At 55.3% G+C, this 18,261-nt stretch carries 12 protein-coding genes and 2 pseudogenes; 6 read left to right on the plus strand and 8 right to left on the minus strand.

Features of this window, described 5'->3' with window-relative positions; all coding sequences use genetic code 11:
• The first annotated feature begins 83 nt into the window (after nucleotides 1-83).
• Nucleotides 84-1,028 carry a thioredoxin-disulfide reductase gene (gene trxB, locus QRX41_RS08150; RefSeq protein ID WP_313839903.1) on the plus strand — a complete coding sequence of 315 codons (945 nt, stop codon included), beginning with the start codon at nucleotides 84-86 and terminating at the stop codon, nucleotides 1,026-1,028.
• Between the two features lie 748 nt (nucleotides 1,029-1,776).
• On the opposite strand, the gene QRX41_RS08155 is transcribed toward trxB, so the two are convergent.
• From QRX41_RS08155 to rpmH, 8 genes and pseudogenes are all read right to left on the minus strand, one after another.
• On the minus strand, nucleotides 1,777-3,369 hold the full coding sequence (locus tag QRX41_RS08155; RefSeq protein WP_313839905.1) for a ParB/RepB/Spo0J family partition protein: 1,593 nt from the start codon (nucleotides 3,367-3,369) through the stop codon (nucleotides 1,777-1,779).
• A 4-nt stretch (nucleotides 3,370-3,373) separates the two neighbouring features.
• Nucleotides 3,374-4,321 (minus strand): ParA family protein, encoded by a 948-nt coding sequence (locus tag QRX41_RS08160; RefSeq protein ID WP_045925192.1) that lies wholly within the window; start codon nucleotides 4,319-4,321, stop codon nucleotides 3,374-3,376.
• Between the two features lie 2,056 nt (nucleotides 4,322-6,377).
• Nucleotides 6,378-7,259: a 16S rRNA (guanine(527)-N(7))-methyltransferase RsmG gene (locus QRX41_RS08165; protein WP_313839907.1), complete on the minus strand. Its 882-nt coding sequence runs from the start codon at nucleotides 7,257-7,259 to the stop codon at nucleotides 6,378-6,380.
• Nucleotides 7,260-7,798: 539 nt separating this feature from the next.
• A pseudogene (locus tag QRX41_RS08170) lies at nucleotides 7,799-8,335 on the minus strand (Jag family protein); the annotation flags it as partial.
• Nucleotides 8,336-8,512: 177 nt separating this feature from the next.
• Nucleotides 8,513-9,535 carry a membrane protein insertase YidC gene (yidC, locus tag QRX41_RS08175; RefSeq protein WP_045925058.1) on the minus strand — a complete coding sequence of 341 codons (1,023 nt, stop codon included), beginning with the start codon at nucleotides 9,533-9,535 and terminating at the stop codon, nucleotides 8,513-8,515.
• A gap of 2 nt (nucleotides 9,536-9,537) precedes the next feature.
• Nucleotides 9,538-9,849 (minus strand): membrane protein insertion efficiency factor YidD, encoded by a 312-nt coding sequence (gene yidD, locus QRX41_RS08180; RefSeq protein ID WP_045925193.1) that lies wholly within the window; start codon nucleotides 9,847-9,849, stop codon nucleotides 9,538-9,540.
• Nucleotides 9,850-9,956: 107 nt separating this feature from the next.
• A pseudogene (gene rnpA / locus QRX41_RS08185) lies at nucleotides 9,957-10,349 on the minus strand (ribonuclease P protein component); the annotation flags it as partial.
• A 26-nt stretch (nucleotides 10,350-10,375) separates the two neighbouring features.
• The gene (gene rpmH / locus QRX41_RS08190) at nucleotides 10,376-10,510 is read right to left on the minus strand and encodes a 50S ribosomal protein L34 (protein ID WP_015022700.1); all 135 of its coding nucleotides are present in this window, start codon (nucleotides 10,508-10,510) and stop codon (nucleotides 10,376-10,378) included.
• 331 nt (nucleotides 10,511-10,841) lie between these two features.
• On the opposite strand from rpmH, the gene dnaA reads away from it, so the two are divergent.
• From dnaA to gyrB, 5 genes are all read left to right on the plus strand, one after another.
• Nucleotides 10,842-12,587: a chromosomal replication initiator protein DnaA gene (gene dnaA, locus QRX41_RS08195; protein WP_313839908.1), complete on the plus strand. Its 1,746-nt coding sequence runs from the start codon at nucleotides 10,842-10,844 to the stop codon at nucleotides 12,585-12,587.
• Nucleotides 12,588-13,001: 414 nt separating this feature from the next.
• Complete coding sequence (gene dnaN / locus QRX41_RS08200; protein WP_024627115.1) at nucleotides 13,002-14,126, plus strand: DNA polymerase III subunit beta; 1,125 nt, start codon at nucleotides 13,002-13,004, stop codon at nucleotides 14,124-14,126.
• A gap of 29 nt (nucleotides 14,127-14,155) precedes the next feature.
• Entirely contained in the window at nucleotides 14,156-15,418 is a 1,263-nt protein-coding gene (gene recF, locus QRX41_RS08205) for a DNA replication/repair protein RecF (protein ID WP_313839910.1), read from the plus strand.
• An 8-nt stretch (nucleotides 15,419-15,426) separates the two neighbouring features.
• Entirely contained in the window at nucleotides 15,427-15,912 is a 486-nt protein-coding gene (locus QRX41_RS08210; protein WP_396165886.1) for a DUF721 domain-containing protein, read from the plus strand.
• Nucleotides 15,913-16,204: 292 nt separating this feature from the next.
• Nucleotides 16,205-18,244 (plus strand): DNA topoisomerase (ATP-hydrolyzing) subunit B, encoded by a 2,040-nt coding sequence (gene gyrB, locus QRX41_RS08215; RefSeq protein ID WP_313839929.1) that lies wholly within the window; start codon nucleotides 16,205-16,207, stop codon nucleotides 18,242-18,244.
• Nucleotides 18,245-18,261 lie beyond the last annotated feature (17 nt).

Consider the following 18,261-nt stretch of genomic DNA (forward strand, 5'->3'; position numbering starts at 1 on the left):
GAACGGACTTACAGTGAGATAAGTAAGGACCCTTTTCGCCCACCGCGTGTGACCCGGTCATCATGCATGGATACAGTAGCGTTATGAAGCAAACTGTTCACGATGCCATTGTCATAGGGTCCGGACCAGCGGGTTACACCGCCGCCATTTATCTTGGCAGAGCCGGTTATGCTCCCCTCGTTATTGCTGGAGCCCTAACGCCCGGCGGTCAGCTTATGAACACGACAGAAGTAGAGAATTTCCCGGGATTTCCAAAAGCCGTACTGGGACCGGATCTGATGGATCAGATGCGCGAGCAGGCCGAACATTTTGGTGCTCAGATCGAATACGATGATGTCGTCTCAGTTGACTTGAGTGGAGACATCAAACGGATCACCACCGATAGCGGTGAAGAATACCAAACTCGAGCAGTCGTTATCACCACTGGTTCGCAATATCGAAAGTTGGAGATTCCCGGAGAGCGCGAATTTTCTGGGCGAGGGGTTTCCTACTGCGCCACATGTGACGGATTCTTCTTCAAGAACAAGCCGATCGTGGTCATTGGCGGCGGCGACTCTGCCATGAGTGACGCAGACTTTCTGACCCGTTTCGGCTCCTCTGTCACGTTGATTCACCGTCGCCAAGGCTTCCGCGCTTCAAAAATCATGGTGGACCGAGCCAAGGCCAATGACAAGATCAGCTTCCTTCTCGATTCAGTCGTCACGCGGATCAACGGCGACGGTAGCGGCGTAACCTCTTTGGATGTACGCAATACAGCAACAGGTCAGCAGTCCAATATTCCGGCAAATGGAGTTTTTGTTGCCATTGGATTCACCCCTCAGACTGCTTTCTTTAATGGCCAAGTCGACCTGGATCAGGACGGCTATATCCTGGTCAAGGGTGGGTCAACGAAAACCTCCGTACCCGGAGTCTTTGCCGCTGGTGACGTAACCGACAAGATCTATCGTCAGGCCATTTCTGCTGCCGGTATGGGTTGCCGTGCAGCCTTGGATGCTCAAGAGTATCTTACGAGCCTGGATAAGCGATAAGGCCTGATACGCCCTGTAAACAAGAATTCATGTGCCTGGCAGTTTACGATTGCCAGGCACATCGTTTATTGACCATCACAGCCGCCTATTCAGCTGCCCTTAATTGTCCATTGGCCACGACGGAATAGCCCGCTCAATAGGAACATCACTGACCTTACAGCTGCTACTATCGCCCCCACTGAAATAACTGCTTCCCGTTGAGGAGACATTGCACAACCCAGCCCCCCCTCGTCATATCCAAAATTCTAAAGGCCCTGCCAGCTCAGGTATACTATCGCCCTACCAGACAAGAGCGATGCTTGCTCTAGAACCACCTTTAAGCGGTGAAGACTCACCTATCTAGCTGACACACACAAGCCATTCCAGTATGCCCCACTAGCTGGCTGGCTAGTCAACGACTCACCGCACGCCCCCACTATTGGACGCACTCATCCATCTATGACAGCTAAAGAGCTGAGATACCGATCGAATCTGATGTCGTGAGCCCGCAACATAATCTGGTTGCTCGGTTAGCAGTCATTCTGAATCCGACAGTCTGGCAGCGTATATATTGCACACAGCCTTTCAACACCGATATATCTGTGCCGAGAATGGCACATACTAACGGCATTCAACCATCCCGGGTTTAAGACAAATGCAGCGATTGCTCATCAGCTCATGCAAAATCAGATCGAGCTATGAAACAATCGCTTGCCTTATCGGCAGGGTTTGATTGAGCAACCCCTGCGGTCGCAGTTTCAGAATGGGATCAAACCCAGCCTTTGTCGCCTGAATGACTGCTATTACTCGCGGATTGATCCTTTTCCAGGAGTATGGCAACAATGCGGTCCATATCTTCAGGCGAAGAAAACACGATTTCTATTTTCCCGTGCTTTTTAGTGCCCTTAATAGCCACCTTTGTATCAAAGCGGCTTTCCAAATCTTGGCGTACAGGACTATCCACCCATGCGTTGACCCTAGGCTTTTTTGCTCTCTTCTTCGTCTGCCCGGTCTGCAATGCTACGAGTTCCTCCGTAGATCTTACCGACAGTCCTTCAGCAATGATCTTGTCTGCCAGAGCCGTCATGGATTTTTCATCTGGCAAAGTAAGCAGGGCACGGGCATGTCCAGCTGACAACACCCCGGAGCTTACTTTTTTCTGCACACTTGGAGGCAACTTCAACAATCGAAGCGTGTTGGTGATCTGAGGTCTGGACTTGGAGATTGACTTAGACAAACCGTCCTGAGTCAAGCCGAACTCATCGATCATTTGCTGATAAGCCGCTGCTTCTTCCAAGGGATTAAGAGCTACTCTATGGAGATTCTCGAGCAATGCATCACGCAGCATGGCGTCATCGCTCGTTGTTTTCACAATTGCAGGTATGGTATTCAGGCCAGCCAACCTAGTAGCACGCCACCGACGTTCGCCCATTATGATTTCATAATGGGTTGTTTGCCCCAGATTAGCGTTTCTCTGGTTTAAATGCTGGCCCGATTGCTCTTCACCAGTTTTAGTGTCAAATGCTTCGGATTTACCTCCTGCACTGGCAGCTGAAGTTGTTTTATCCTCGACTGTTCTTGGCCGGTCTGCAAAAGTTGATTTTCGCACCACTATGGGCTGCAATACACCGACTTCCTTGATGGAGCGGGACAGCTCCAACAGTTCATCTTCATCGAAAATCTGCCGCGGTTGCTGAGCATTGGGCCTAATGTCGTCCACACGCACTTCAGCCAAATACCCGCCTTGGACAGGCTTCAGCTCCTCTTGGCTATTGCCCTCCGCTTTATTTAGCCCACTATCATTGTCGATAGCAGCTGCACGGTTAATGCTTTGCCGAGTTTCCTTTGTCCGAAGGTCATCAGCCTCTATCGATCCCGCAATCGGCGATGTTTCACGTGAAACATTTGTCGTCGTAGAACCGAAGAATAGATCGCTCGGATGCTCCAAGCTGCTGATGGATGGGACAGACCTACGCTTGGTAGCCCTCTTCGAGGATGATGTTTCACGTGAAACATCTACGTCGAGCGACTTGGAAATACTGACTCGCTTTTGTCCTGTGTTGGTATGTTTACGACCGCTTTTAGACAATCTTTCAGAATCCGCGAGCTCTGAGCTAGCAGGATCCGAATGCCTAGTTCTTCTTTCTGGTTTTGCCTCGCCTTTTGCTGTGTCGTCCTTCTTTAGGCGCTTTCGTCCATTCGACTCCGCACCCAAACCTTGAAGAGCAGGTTGCTTATTGCTTGGATTTGGTACTTTGTTATCTTCTCGCCGACTATTGTCAGCATTGGTTTCATCATCTTCACCTGGCAGGGCAGGGAATAGAGCCCCCAAGCCTTTGCCTAACCGTGAACGGCTTGTCATGTCCTCACTCCCCCTGTCTTCTATTGGCAATATGTTCCAGCACTTGCTCGGATCTCTGCGCGATTTCTAACGCTGCCTCTTCATAAGCGATAGCGCCGGCTCCCTTAGGGTCGTAGGTGACAACGCTTTGCCGAAAGCTGGGAGCTTCAGAGATTTTGACAGAACGCGGAATGGTCGTATTCAGCACTATCTCTGGATAGTGTTCCTTGACTTGATCAAACACTTCTTTGCTGAGCAACGTCCGCCTGTCGTACATCGTCAACAACATGGTGGAGATTACGAGATAAGGATTATAACTTTGCTGAACAAGTCCAATAGTATGCAGTAGTTGTTGCAGCCCTTCAAGAGCATAATACTCAGCTTGCACTGGGATCAATACTTCGTTGACTGAACACATGGCATTCAGAACTAGCAGTCCGAGACTAGGTGGGCAATCAACGAGAACATAGTCATAGTGTTGGTGACAGACTTTGAGATAGTCGGCAACTGCTTTTTTCATCAGCTGATTACGGTTGGGCATATCCGCAACTTCCAGTTCAGCACCACTTAGATCAATAGAAGATGGGACCACCTCAAGGTTGGGGAATTCAGGGGAAACCACCTTAACGTCATCGATCCCAAGACGACCCTCGAGCACATCATATGTTGACGGTGTACCAGACTCATGGGCCACACCCAACGCAGTAGAAGCGTTGCCTTGTGGATCCATATCGATGACCAGCACCTGTTCATCGAATTCAGCAAACGCGCATGCCAGATTGACTGTGGTCGTGGTTTTCCCTACCCCGCCTTTTTGATTGGCAACGGCAATGAAGCGGGTTTTTGAAGGATGAGGGAATTGAGCCTGACGTAAGGCCTGATAACGTGCAGAAAGATCTGCCATTTCCGCACCGGACACCGAACCTGACCCGTCAGCGAATATTCGATTCAGAATATCCGTTGCCGACTCCATACCTGATGCGTTCGGCGTACTTTGCTCACCGCTATCCGAGGTATTTCTCGTAACGGGTTTCACCTTCTTCGATGCGGCCACGAACCTTCCTCCTTTTGATAACAACTCAATTTTCCCGTCCTAGTTGGACATGTCAGAATAACCGCTAGTTACACACAGCCGTTGTTCATAACTGTGGATAAGTGTGGATAGTTACATTGGTGCCTCCAGCGCTATCACTTTCTATAGATTATTAGCTTTGCCTTGTGATTATTGACAATTCTGGCGCTACCCACAAGGCAGCATGGTCTACAAACGATAATGTGGATAATTCATTTCTGAGGTCTAAATTGTGCATAACTTAAAAGTCGGGAATCAATAAATTCACTACATCACTTAAGCATGCAATACTATTCATGGGACTTGTCAATGAATACATCAACCTGTTGGATAGCGGTTATAACACTGCTTCAACGCTCCTATTAAACCTCTTGGCGACGGACCTTGTACAACTGTACTGCAGAGTAGTGTTTCACGTGAAACATCTCTACTGTCTGGGACAGTACTATTACCTTGTTGATTGTTGGCTCACGTAGTCGCGTGCTTTAATCTTGCCTATTGTACATTCAAAGCCTTCCCTTCTACAAGCATTCAATATTACGGATTCAATAGACGCTTCTCAATTTTTAAATTATAAAAATGTAGTTATATTGTTAAGCGATAGGTCTTACTAACCGATAAGCGTCGTATTCTACCTAGTGCAAGTGTGGTTGCATAAAGGACTCTAAGAAAGAGATCACAGACCACCCGTTTCCTAATGAAGATATAGAAGCTAGTGCCATATTCTTTCACATGTACTCCAATAACCGTGATCTAGATTATTGAATTCCGCGTCGATTGTTTCACGTGAAACATTGCAGACAATCTCCACTAAGAAATCATCCACTAGGAGCAGCAACAGCTGAATAAGGTCATGGCTAAGATGCTGCTGAATACAGCTGTCTCGAATACCTCTCTTGGATACCTCTCTCTTATGTCACATACCCTCAGCGATCAACTCGGGTATTAACCTGTGACATCGGTAAGCAACGAAGCATGGTTTTTCTGTTAAAGGTTAAATAAGATGTGTATTTACAATGTTTCACGTGAAACAATCTCTAGTGCACACATCAGGAACTAGTGAATATCTCTCTTGTGCTCAGTGCAGCGCTCCCCTCTATCTCCAACATCAGAAGAATATTCGGTGTGGGGGAGTGATTCTGGAGTTTCTCCAGGGCTGACCAATCGATTACTCCAGCTATCGCTCATACATGTACAAAGATCAATATTGCTCTGTAAGTGTTAATGATCAGACAACGAAGGGCGATGCACAGGTTCAAACACGTTAAATCCCCTGTATGTAATGGAACCTGCAAATGAACACACCATGGCGAGTATAAATAGGATGGTCTACGCAAGAACTGGGTAAAGCAGGTCAGTTTATAGATCACTGAGCACCAAAAGGACAACATCGCCAGAGTCGGTTAATCAAGCATCAGAAAGTTAGCGGTATATCAAGTGCAAAGATATATCCCATACAATTAGCCCAACGATGTACGGGAGACAAAACCAGTATCAACTAAGACTCGGAGCGAAGCAACCGGAAGATACAAAGCGTTGTGCTCAATCGCAAATGAAACAGACATGATTATTTCAAATATTATGATTATGTATAAGCAGCTGCAGCCTTACTCTTTGACACAGGATAGATACTGGGGTGTCAAAGTTCATAAAAGCTCCGAAGTGAAAACCATTCTAAGGAAGGCAATACAGGATCACAAATGTGCCTGCACTCCCCTTAACTGAGCATGGCGCCCATCACGATAAGGAGGCAACTACTCATGTTTCTGTCCGAAAAGGCAGTTTCGATCAAGAAGAGTTGTTCAATAATTTCTCATAAGCTTCGACATGGCTCTGTTTGAATGCTGATAATTTATTCTCTGAGGTAGCAAATTCCTAAGTTGCCTGATTTTATCTCGCTATTAGGTAAATGCTCTGACAACGCAGTCACAAAATAATGTTGTATCGACGTGGTGTTTTAGCGTTTGTCCACAAGAACTACATGGGTTTCTTCAAGACCAGGTGCAACTGGAGCTTGGCTGACCCGTGGATTCACTCCATGATATTTTTTTATCTCTTTAGCAGCTTTATCAAGCTCATTTTGCGCCGAACGGCCTTTAAGAGCAATAAGCTGACCCCCTGATCTCAAGAGAGGCAGGGTCCACCCAGCGAGTTTTGTCATAGGTGCTACAGCCCGGCAGGTCACGACATCAAAAGTCTCAGGTGCTGAAGGCGTGGAACCTACCCTTGCCAGACTTTCTCCGCCCATCGCTGCCGATGATTCAGGACCATTCACGGTTTGCTGACTATCACCATTCCTGGTGGTGACCAAAGTTGAAGAACCATGGCCAAAAACAGAATTGGACCCTTCCTCGCTTCGGCGACGACCATGACAGTGGCCTTGTGAAGCTCTTTTCTTGTGCCGATTCGATGCGTGAGAGGATTGCGGGGCCAGATCCTCTGCACGTTTGCGAAGCACTGAGGCATTAACCAGGTGCAACTCATCAATGACTTCCCGCAACCAGAGCACACGCCGCTCCATTGGCTCGACAAGCACAACACTGCACTGCGGAAGACACGCAGCTAGCACAATGCCCGGAAAGCCCCCACCAGAACCTATATCTGCCACCGTTGCTGTCTGACCATCAGTAGTCAATCGTTCTCGCACAAAAGGCACAATGGCAGCTGAATTGAGTATGTGCCGTTCCCAAATAATGTCTTCATCGCGAGGGCCGATGATGCCCCTCTCCACACCCTCACCTAAGAGCTTGTCGTGAAAACGCTGCATGGGTGCCAAAGCATCGCCAAGCACCTGTTTCAAGAGGGGACTATCGTTCAGTTCATCATCCACAACAGCCATTTCAACTCCTCACATTCACATTCGACGCGCAGTCAATCACAGCCACAGACCCCGACAGCGTCATATATCTTGCATCTTGCATCCAGGAGATTCCACCCTGTCAGAATCTGAAACCACTGGATTCCGAAGGCAGTTACCAACATAGATTTTCAACTACAAAATAGCGTCGAAGGCACACATCAGTATCCTAACGGAACCAGCATAGGAGGCGGCCTCCTATAGAGGATGACCAACCAAGATCATTCCGAATTAAGCAGCATGGCAAACTCAGCATCGTCATGAGCCAGACAAGGCAATACATCTGACAGATGGCACGACCCTGGCCGATAACACAGCAAACTTAGACAGTCTGACTGCAGCAAACAATGAAACAATCCAAACAAGGCTGACGTCACCAATACTTCATCGGCGCACAGCCCTACTTGGTTCTGCAATCACTCCCTGTCCGCGCCAGCAGGATCGTCATCAGCCGCGTAGTCAGCCGAATCATCGGCCTGATCGGTTTCATCCGAGTCCAGCGGGGCATCATACCCGACTGGTTCGTCCTCAACATCGTCAGGCAGGTCCTCGTCTTCGCTCTTGGCCTTCAGGTAGACGGTGACGTACCGGTGGGGCTCCTCACCGTGGGAGCGTGACTTCAGCCCCTCCTCTCGGACCATGTCATGGACGATCTTGCGTTCGAAAGAGTTCATGGGCTTCATATTGACGGGATCGCCGGTCTCACGGACCTCATCGATGACATCCAGGGCCTGCTCGCGAAGATGCTCGCGCTTGCGCCGCAGGAAGCCGTCCACATCCACGATCAGATGGGAGCGCTCCCCTATCTTCTGCTGCACGGCCAGCCGCGTCAGCTGTTGCAGGGCATCCACCACCTCGCCATCCTTGCCGATCAGATGCTTGATATCCGTGTCGTCGTCAGCCACAATCTGCACGGTCGGACGGTGGTTGCGCACCCCCATCTCGATATCGCCCTCGTAATCGACGATGTCCAGCAACCCCTCCAGATAGTCGGCGGCGACATCCGCCTCCTCATTGAGTTGCTCGATGGTCTTTCCCTGGTCCAGAGACTGAGACATCTATGCTCTCCTTACACGCGTTTACATCCGATTCATAACCTCAGGTCCACTGGATTCCTGGTCACCAATCGAGTGTCCAGTATTGAGGATACACGGACGTGATGATTGCAGACTACTCCAGTATCCGCCCGACCGAAAGCTTGGTCACCACACCGGCCACCGCTGCCAGTGGCTGCATCAACGACCGCGACGCTTGCGGTGGGGCTGAGAACGCTGGTGGGAGACGTTCTTGTTGTTGCGGGCTTCCTCCTCCAGCCGCTTGGCCTCCATCAGCTGCTCCTCCTCCAAAGAGGGCAGCCCCTGGCGCTTGCGACGAGCGTTCTCACGGCGGTGGTCCCGCTCCTCCTTGCTCTCTGCAGCCGGCGAGCCCGGCGTAGGCATATGGCGGACCTGGAAGAGGGTTCGGCCCAGATTCCAAAGGTTGTTGGTCAGCCAGTAAATCAGCACGGCGAAGGGGAAGTAGATGCCTGAGAAGATGTACATGACCGGGAAGATGAAGGCCATCATCTGCTGCATCTTGTACTGCTGTCCCTGCATGGCCGACCTGGGCATGTTCCGCCGGACGTTGTGGAACTGCGAGTAGAACATGGCCAGGCACATGAGCACGATGAAGACCACTATGACTATGCGGCCCGCACCCTGGGCGGACATGAAGTTGTCCGAAATCCGCAGCCCGAAGAAGGTGGTCTCCTCGAATTCTCGCGCCACCTGTCGGTTGAAGGCTCCAAGGGGCGCCCGCTTGCCCCGGGCGATGAAGGGCACAGCCGAAAGCACGTAGAACATGGTCATGAAGACCGGGCCCTGGACCAGCGCGGGCAGACAGGAACTCATGGGGTTGGCATGGTTATCCTGGTAGACCTTCATGGTCTCCCGGCTCATGGCCTCTCGGCTGGCTGGATCCTTCTTGTTGCGGTACTTGTTCTGGATCTTCATCAGCTTGGGCTGCAGGGCCTGCATCTTTTGCATGGATCGCAGCTGCTTGATGAAGAGCGGCAGCACGCAGAGGTTGACGACCAGCACCAGCATCACTACCGAGAGCGCCCAGGCCACCCCGGGACCCTTATGGAGCCCGATCAGGGTCAGGAACTTGTGGCAGTAGGTCATGATGTAGGTCATGAGCCACTCGATGGGGTAGAGGATCTTATAGAAGAAGCCGTATATGCCCGTATCGAAAGTGAAAGTGTCGTTGTTCTGGAACATTGTCAGGCCGTCTCCTTGTCTGGGGCCATGGGGGTCAGCCGGGCCTCCTCATGGGCCTTGGACCACGGGAACCGGTAGAAGATGGAAAACCTCTGGGGCACGTCATCGATCCCGCCGTTGTTGAAAGGCGTGCAGCGCAATAGCCGCAGAACGGCCAGGATGGTTCCACGCAAGGCCCCGAACCGCCTCAGAGCGGTCAGAGCGTACTGGGAGCAGGTCGGGTAATAACGGCACCGCGGCGGCGAGAGGGGTGAGATGTGGCGCTGATACCAGCGGACTGCACCCTGCAGAGCCCGGGAGGCCAGGCCGCTCATGCCTTGCATCCTTCATTGGCTTCCAGCCGTTGAGCGGGTTGACGCTTGGACCCGACGAGCTGCAAACCTGATTGCGTTCGCCCTTCAGAACCGCCGGCAATCTTGCCAGTCTTGCGCATAAGGTCACGGAAGAGCCTGTCCACTTGCTCCTCCAGCTGCTCATAGGTGGCTCTGGCAGCGCTGGGCTTGGCGCGCATGACCAGATCACAGGAGGATGGCAGCAGGCCCTCCTTGGATCCGGCAAGTTGCCTGAATCTGCGCTTGACCTTGTTCCTAGTCACGGCCTTGCCTACATTTTTGGATACAGCGAGCCCCATGCGGCGTCTGCCCGCAGGCAGGATGTCATGCCGCCCTTCGTGCGCAACCGATGCCACCGGCAGCGGGGTCACCGTCTGGTCAGATCCAGGGATCGAATAATGAATGACCAGATCCCGGCTGCTGACCCGATGGTGTCGCCTGAGCACCGCCGTGAACTCCCGGTGGCTCCTCAGCCGTTCCACCTTTTGCGAAAGGATCGAAATCCGATTCAGGCGGAGAGCGTCCGACGGCCCTTGGCCCGGCGACGATTGATCAGAGCGCGGCCAGAGCGGGTGCGCATGCGAGCGCGGAACCCGTGCTTCATGTGACGACGGCGGTTATTGGGCTGGAATGTCCTCTTCATAATTCGTTGCTCCCGTGTGTAGACATACTCGAGTACGGCTCGTTATGAGTCAAGCTATATCACGGTACACAGGAGCCGGGACGGAGTCAAACAGGCATCCGCCCCTCAGATGACAAGGACCGCCTCGTATCCTGCACAAACCCTGTCATGGCGCGAGAAAACGCCTCCTCACTTATCCACAAATTACATCACTGTTATTCACATTCAGCGCAGACACAACACGCTATCCTGTGGATAACCACGCAAAGTCGGTGTAACAATGGGCTACTGTCGACTTTGAGAGAAGCAGGAAACACGGGAAATCCGTCGTCGAGAAGAGAGGAGCACACTGATGGCGCAGGATCCGCTGGATGCCGCTGCCCAGGCCAAGAGAATCTGGGATGCGGTCCTGCAGGTGCTCCGCTACAGCAGTTCGCTGACCTCCAGGGACAAGGGCTGGCTTGAAGACATCACCCCCGAGGCGGTCTTCGGCACCACCATCGTTCTGCGTGTCTCCTCCAAGGCCACCCAGGAAGCTATTCAAGGACCGCTCAGCCAGCCCGTCCTCAGCGCATTGCAACTGGTCACCAATCAGGAAATGTTCCCGGCCATCAAAATCGTCTACCCTGAGCAGATGGCCAAGCAGATGGCTGCTGACCAACAGAACGACCAACGCGCATCCGCCATGGCTGGCTCCGCCCCGGGAAGCGGCGAGTTCCGTCAGGTCCCCGGCCCAGCCCAGGATCCATACGGCGACTACCAGCGCCAGAACAGCACCGGCCGATCCTCCTCCGACACAGAGACCCGTTCAAATTGGAGGCCTGAGACCGCAGGGACCGCCAAAACCCCGATCGTCTCGGCCAATGATTTCCATCAGGGCACCTACGTGCCCGTGACTTTGGACATGCAGGCCGAGCTGTCCGAGTCCTCCCCCGCTACCAGATCCACGGCGAGCACTGATGCCGATCAGCAGGCCGAGGCCGAGCGGGCAACGTCTCGGCCCGCTTTTACCGTGCCTCGCTTCCCCATGAGCCAGAACCGGGTGGAGCGCGATCCGCAGACTCATCTGAACAAGAACGCCACTTTCGATACCTTCGTCCCAGGCGATTCCAACCGCTTCGCGCGGACCGTGGCCCTGGCCGTGGCCGAAGGCTCGGGCCAGGACTTCAATCCCCTGTGCATCTATGGCAGTTCGGGCCTGGGCAAGACTCATCTGCTCAACGCCATTGGCAACTATGCCCTGGTTAAGGATCCTTCGCTCAAGGTCCGGTACGTCAACTCGGAGGAATTCACCAACGAGTTCATCGACGCCCTGCAGAACTCAACCCAAGGCTCGGGCCAGATCGCGGAATTCAACCGCCGCTACCGGCAGGTGGATGTGCTCCTTATCGATGACATCCAGTTTCTGGGGGGCAAGGAAGCGACCCTGGACCAGTTCTTCCACACCTTCAACGCCCTGCACGACGCCAACAAGCGCATCGTCATCGCCTCGGACGTGGCCCCCAAGAATCTGAAAGGCTTCGAATCGCGACTGATCTCGCGCTTCGACTCGGGCCTTACCGTGGACGTCAAGCCGCCAGACCGGGAGACTCGGGTGGCCATCCTGAGAATGATGGCCTCCATGAACGGGGTCAGCATTCCCAACGAGGTCCTGGATCTGATCGCGGAACGCTTCACCGAGAACATCCGAGAGCTTGAGGGGGCTCTGACTCGTGTCACAGCCGTGGCCAGCCTCAATAACCAGCCGGTCACCACGGCCTTGGCTGAACAGACCCTGCAGGACTTCTTCTCCACGGACGTAGAAATCAAGCCCACTGACATCATCTCCCAGGTGGCCAAGTACTTCCATCTGACCTTTGACGATATCGTCGGCCGTACGCGCACCAAGAACATCGCCCTGGCCCGCCAGATCGCCATGTATCTGGCCAGGGAAATGACCAGCATGTCCTTGGTAGACATCGGCGAGGTCTTCGGCGGCCGCGACCACACGACAGTCATGCACGCCTATACGCGTATCTCCAATGAGATGCAGGAAAAGCGGGAGATTTACAACTACGTCATGGAACTGACCGTCCGGCTCAAGCAGCCTCAGAACTGATGCGACACGCAGGAACCGGTGTGGATCGACAGAAAAAGATATCCACCTGTTTATCCCCAGATGTGGGCAAACCTTGGGAATAACCCACCGATTTTCCGGGGACAAGTGGTGGATCTTCAGCGAATAACCACCATACTTGTGTGGATAACTCAGCAAAAATCCGCCCTTGTGGATAATTTGGCTTTTTAGTCACACCGATCTCACCACTTATCCACAGCGCCTGGATGAGGTGTATCCACCGCATTGCAAGGATTTGGAAACTTATCCACACCATCCACCGAGCTTATTACGATGACTCTATGTATATTTATGCAACAGTCATGGTCATATTCAAGCACACTTCTTCACTCCAACCACATCCCCTGGCCTATTCGATAGAATGAGTCCAGTTCATTCATCGACAAGAAGGCTCCCATGAAAGTAGAAGTGAATTCATCCGCACTCTCGGATGCAGTGGCTTGGACCACCCGCATCATCCCCTCCCGACCGGCTTCGCCGATTCTGGCGGGCGTGAGAATGGAAGCCTCTGACGGAACATTGAAGCTCTCTGCTTTCGATTACGAGGTTTCGGCGAGAAACCACATCGAGGCAGGCATCGACGAATCCGGCACGGCTCTGGTGTTGGGCAAACTTCTAGCGGACATCACTAAATCACTGCCCTCGGAGAAGACCTACCTGTCAACCGAGGGATCCAAGATGACCATCACTTCGGGTAAATCCACTTTTTCCCTGCAGCTGATGCCTGACAGCGAATATCCCGACCTTCCTGCCGTTCCCGAACCCATGGGCCAGGTGGATGCTGAGACCTTTATCCAATCCATCTCCCAATCCATCGTCGCTGTTTCCCGGGAAGAAAGCCGGCCAGTCCTGACTAGCGTAAAAACCGAAATCACCGGGGACAAGGTGGTCATGACCGCCACTGACCGTTTCAGGCTGTCCCGTTCGAGCTTCACCTGGACTCCTCGCGACGCCGACTTCTCCACATCGATGCTGATCCGCGGCTCTCTGCTGCGAGACATCGCCCGCTCCCTCGACGAGCACCAGAACGTGACCATGGATTACGAGGCTGACAACCCCACCATCATGGGCGTGGAAAACGCCGGCAAGATATCCACCACCCAGCTGATTGACGGGGAATTTCCGGCCGTGGACCGTCTCTTTTCGGACGAGTACCCCATCCAGGCGGTCATCGCCCGGCAGGATCTGATCGACGCCATCAAGCGCGTGGCCCTGGTTGCCGAACGCAACGCCCCCATTCGCATGGTCTTCTCCGGCAACGAGGTGACACTGAGCGCAGGCACGGCTGACGAGGCACAGGCCCATGAGGTTCTGCAGGCAGATCTGGATGGCGAGGACATCACGGTGGCCTTCAATCCCAGCTATCTGATCGACGGGCTGGGCGCCATCGCCGAGCCCTTTGTCCGTATCAAAATGACCTCGGCGGTCAAGGCCGTGGAGTTCAACGGCCAGCAGGAGCAGGATTCCGAGGAGTCCATGGACTACCGGTACCTGCTGGTGCCCATGCGTTTCAACAACTGACACCCGGGCAGGTTCGAGGAACGATCGCCGTGCACATCTCCCGTCTGGTTCTGGATCACTTCCGTTCCTGGGAGCACTGCGTCCTCGATCTGGAGCCCGGAGTGACCATTCTGGAGGGGCGCAACGGTCTGGGCAAGACCAACCTGGTCGAGGCCATCGAAGTTCTGTCCACCGGCGGCAGCCATAGGACCTCATCCTCGCTGCCCTTGGTAGAGCGTGGGCAGTCCAAGGCCACCATCAGGGCCAGGCTGGAGCAGGACGGGACCGCCACCGACTATGAGCTGACCATTGCCGCCAAGGGGGCCAACCGGGGAAGAATCAACGGCGGGCCTTCCCTCTATCAGCGTGACCTGGTAGGCCGGGTGCCCTGCGTGACCTTCAGCCCCGAGGATCAGCTGATGGTCTCCGGAGAGCCGGCAGCCAGGCGTGCCGTGCTGGACCAGGCCGGCAGCCAGCTCGATGCCGACTACTTCCAGGTTCGGCAGGATTTTCGCCATGTGGCCAGGCAGCGCGCTGCCCTGCTCAAGCAGCTCTCACAGGCGGTCCGCGACCCTTCGGGTGATGGGCGTGACGCAGCCCTGTCCGGCCTAGAGGTATGGACTGGGCAGTTCATTCGCACCGGGCTGGATCTGAGCCGACGACGGGCGGCTCTGGTAGAGGCCCTGGACCAGCCCTTCAGTGAACTGTATGGTCGGCTGGCAGGCCCTGATCAGCATGCCCGATTGACCTACAGGCCCTCCTTGGAGGAGATCGGCCCCGATGGGCAGACCGGTCCCGAGGTCGCCGAAGCCGTCAGTCGTCACTTTCAGCGGATATATCCGGGAGAAGTGGCCCGGGGCACCAATCTGATCGGCCCCCAGCGCGATGATCTGGCCTTCACGCTCAACGGCATGCCTGCCCGGGAGTTCGCCTCCAACGGTGAGATGTGGACCCTGGCCCTGGCTCTGAGGCTGGCTCTGCTGCAGGTGGTCAAGGATCGTCGCGCCCTGGAGCCGATCGTCATTCTGGATGATGTCTTCGCCCAGTTGGATCGGTGCCGCAGGGATCAGATCCTGGACTTTGCCCGCCAGCAGGACCAGGTGCTGATCACTGTGGCCGCCGACAGCGATATCCCCTCCCTGCAGGGTGCCAGCTTGGTGGATGTGTCCAGGTTGAGGCCTGTGCAACCATCCGATCCGGCCGCTCAGGATCCGGCCATCGCCAGTGCCATGCAGGATCTGCGTCGAACCAGAGGGACGGCTCATGATGACTCGGATATGAAGGATGGGCCAGAGGGGAACGACCTGTCATGAAGGCGCCCATGGTTGAGACTCTGCACCTGGACCAGCGTCGATTGCCGGCCTTGGTCTTCGAGGGTTGCACACGACGGGCGGCCACTCGTCGGCAGCGGGAGGACAACTCCCGCAAGGCCTGGTATGCGTTCGGCAAGCCAGGCCGTGACCCAGCCAAACTGGGAGGAGTGGTGACCAGCCTGGCTGCCGGGAGCGGGTGGACCAGCCACCTGAAGGTGGCCCGGCTGCGCAACCAGTGGGACAGTGTGGTGGGCCCCGGCATCGCAGCTCATTCGAGAGTGGTCTCCTACCGGGAGGGCGTGCTGATCATCCAGGCGCAGACCACAGTCTGGGCTACCCAGCTGACCTACCTGGTTCCCCAGCTCAAGGCGACCATTGTCAAGCGGCTGGGCATGCCGGTCAAGCAGATCCGGGTGACCGGCCCCCACAACTACAGCTTTCGCCGTTCACGGTTCGATCCGCCGGGCCGAGGCGTGCGCGACACCTACGGGTGAACCCATAATCTGCGGATACCGTCTTCCCAGCTTTCTGTCAGCCTAAAGTCCCCTAGCGCTGGTAATCTATAGGTTATAGGGTCAAACGCTTCCAAGGCCCCTTTATGGACGATTTGGAACCTTGTGACCATGACTCGATCCCCCGCTCGACCACGAACGGAAGCTGCTTTGTCGTCAGTGGGCGACCATGGGGGTGCAGAAAGGACTATCCGTGGCAGATCTCAACACTGACCCGTCCCGGACCCCGCAAGAGGGCCGGGAGCATGAGGAGGACAAGCCTCAGGATGACGGCATGACGGGCCAGGATCAGCTGGACGACGCGCAGCTGGATGACTCGCTCTCCCCCGAACACTATGATGCCAGCGATCTGAAAGTGCTGGAGGGGCTGGAGGCTGTTCGCGTCCGTCCCGGTATGTACATCGGTTCTACAGGTCCCAGGGGCCTGCACCATCTGGTCTACGAGATCGTCGACAACTCGGTCGACGAGGCCCTGGCCGGGTATGCTGACCACATTGAAGTCACCATTCTGCCCGACAACGGCATCCGGGTGGACGACAACGGCCGTGGCATACCTGTGGACGAGGTGCCGGGCGAGGGCAAGAGCGGCGTCGAGGTGGTCATGACCAAGCTGCATGCCGGCGGCAAGTTCGGCGGCGGCGGCTACGCGGTTTCAGGCGGCCTGCACGGCGTGGGCATATCCGTGGTGAACGCCCTGTCCACCCGGATCGACGTCCAGGTGCGCCGTCAGGGTTACCACTGGCATCAGAGCTTCCGCGATCAGAAGCCCACGGCTCCCCTATCCAAGGATCAGGCCATGGGGCCGGACGAGGGCACCGGCACCTCGGTGACCTTCTGGGCCGATCCCAAAATCTTCGAGACCACGGTCTACGACTTCGAGACCCTGCGCAGCCGTTTCCAGCAGATGGCCTTCCTCAACAAGGGCTTGAGAATCACCCTGACCGATCTGCGCCCCAACAACCAGGCCGGTGACGAGGTGGCGGGCGAGGAGCAGACCCCTGAGCAGAAGGGCCAGTCCGTCAGCTACCAGTATGCCAACGGCATCAAGGACTATGTGGACTATCTGGTCAAGGTCAGGAAGGCCACGCCTGTGGAGGCCGAGGTCATCGACTTCGAGGCCGAGGACCTGAAGCTGGGCATCTCCGCCGAGGTGGCTATGCAGTGGACCACCGCCTACTCGGAGTCGGTCCACACTTTCGCCAACACCATCGCGACCACCGAGGGCGGCACCCACGAAGAGGGGTTCCGTGCAGCTCTGACCAGCATGATCAACCGCTATGCACGGGACAAGAACATCCTCAAGGACAAGGATGACAACCTCTCGGGCGATGACGTGCGCGAGGGGTTGACCGCCGTGGTCTCCGTCAAGCTGACCAATCCGCAGTTCGAGGGCCAGACCAAGACCAAGCTGGGCAACTCCGAGGCCAAGACCTTCGTCCAGCGGGTCATGACCGAGAGGCTGAGCGACTGGTTCGACGCCCATCCCGGCGAGGCCAAGTCCATCATCCAGAAGGCCATGGAGGCCTCCCGGGCCAGGATCGCGGCCAAGAAGGCCCGCGAGAACACCCGTCGCAAGTCCATCTTCGAGACGGCCGGCATGCCCGATAAGCTCAAGGACTGCCAGTCCAGCGACCCCGAGGAGTGCGAGCTGTTCATCGTGGAGGGCGACTCCGCAGGCGGCTCGGCCATCCAGGGGCGCAACCCCATGACCCAGGCCATCCTGCCCCTGCGCGGCAAGATCCTCAACACGGAGCGGGCCAGTCTGGACCGCATGATGAAGTCCGACACCATCGAATCCCTGATCACGGCTGTGGGCGGCGGATACGGCGAGGACTTCAACATCGACAAGGTGCGCTACCACAAGGTCATCATCATGGCCGATGCCGACGTGGACGGCGCCCACATCGCCACCCTGAATCTGACCCTCTTCTTCCGCTACATGCGGCCCATGATCGAGGCTGGCTACGTCTACGTGGCCATGCCCCCGCTCTACCGGCTCAAGTGGACCAAGGGGCCCCACAGCTTCGTCTACACCGATGCCGAGCGCGACAGGGTCCTGGCCGAGGGCAAGGCCTCTGGCCGACAGCTGCCCAAGGGCGAAGGGATCCAGCGTTACAAGGGTCTGGGCGAGATGAGCTACCAGGAGCTCTGGGAGACCACCATGGATCCGGATCACCGCATCCTCAAGAAGATCCGCATCGATGACGCTGAGCAGGCCGACGAGACCTTCACCATGCTCATGGGCGACGAGGTCGAGCCTCGGCGTCTGTTCATCCAACGCAACGCCCACGACGCCCGCTTCATCGACGCCTGAGACGGAAGCCTCCCCTT

Origin of the sequence: Bifidobacterium kimbladii, assembly GCF_032193675.1 — a bacterium.
Classification (GTDB): Bacteria; Actinomycetota; Actinomycetes; order Actinomycetales; family Bifidobacteriaceae; genus Bombiscardovia; species Bombiscardovia kimbladii.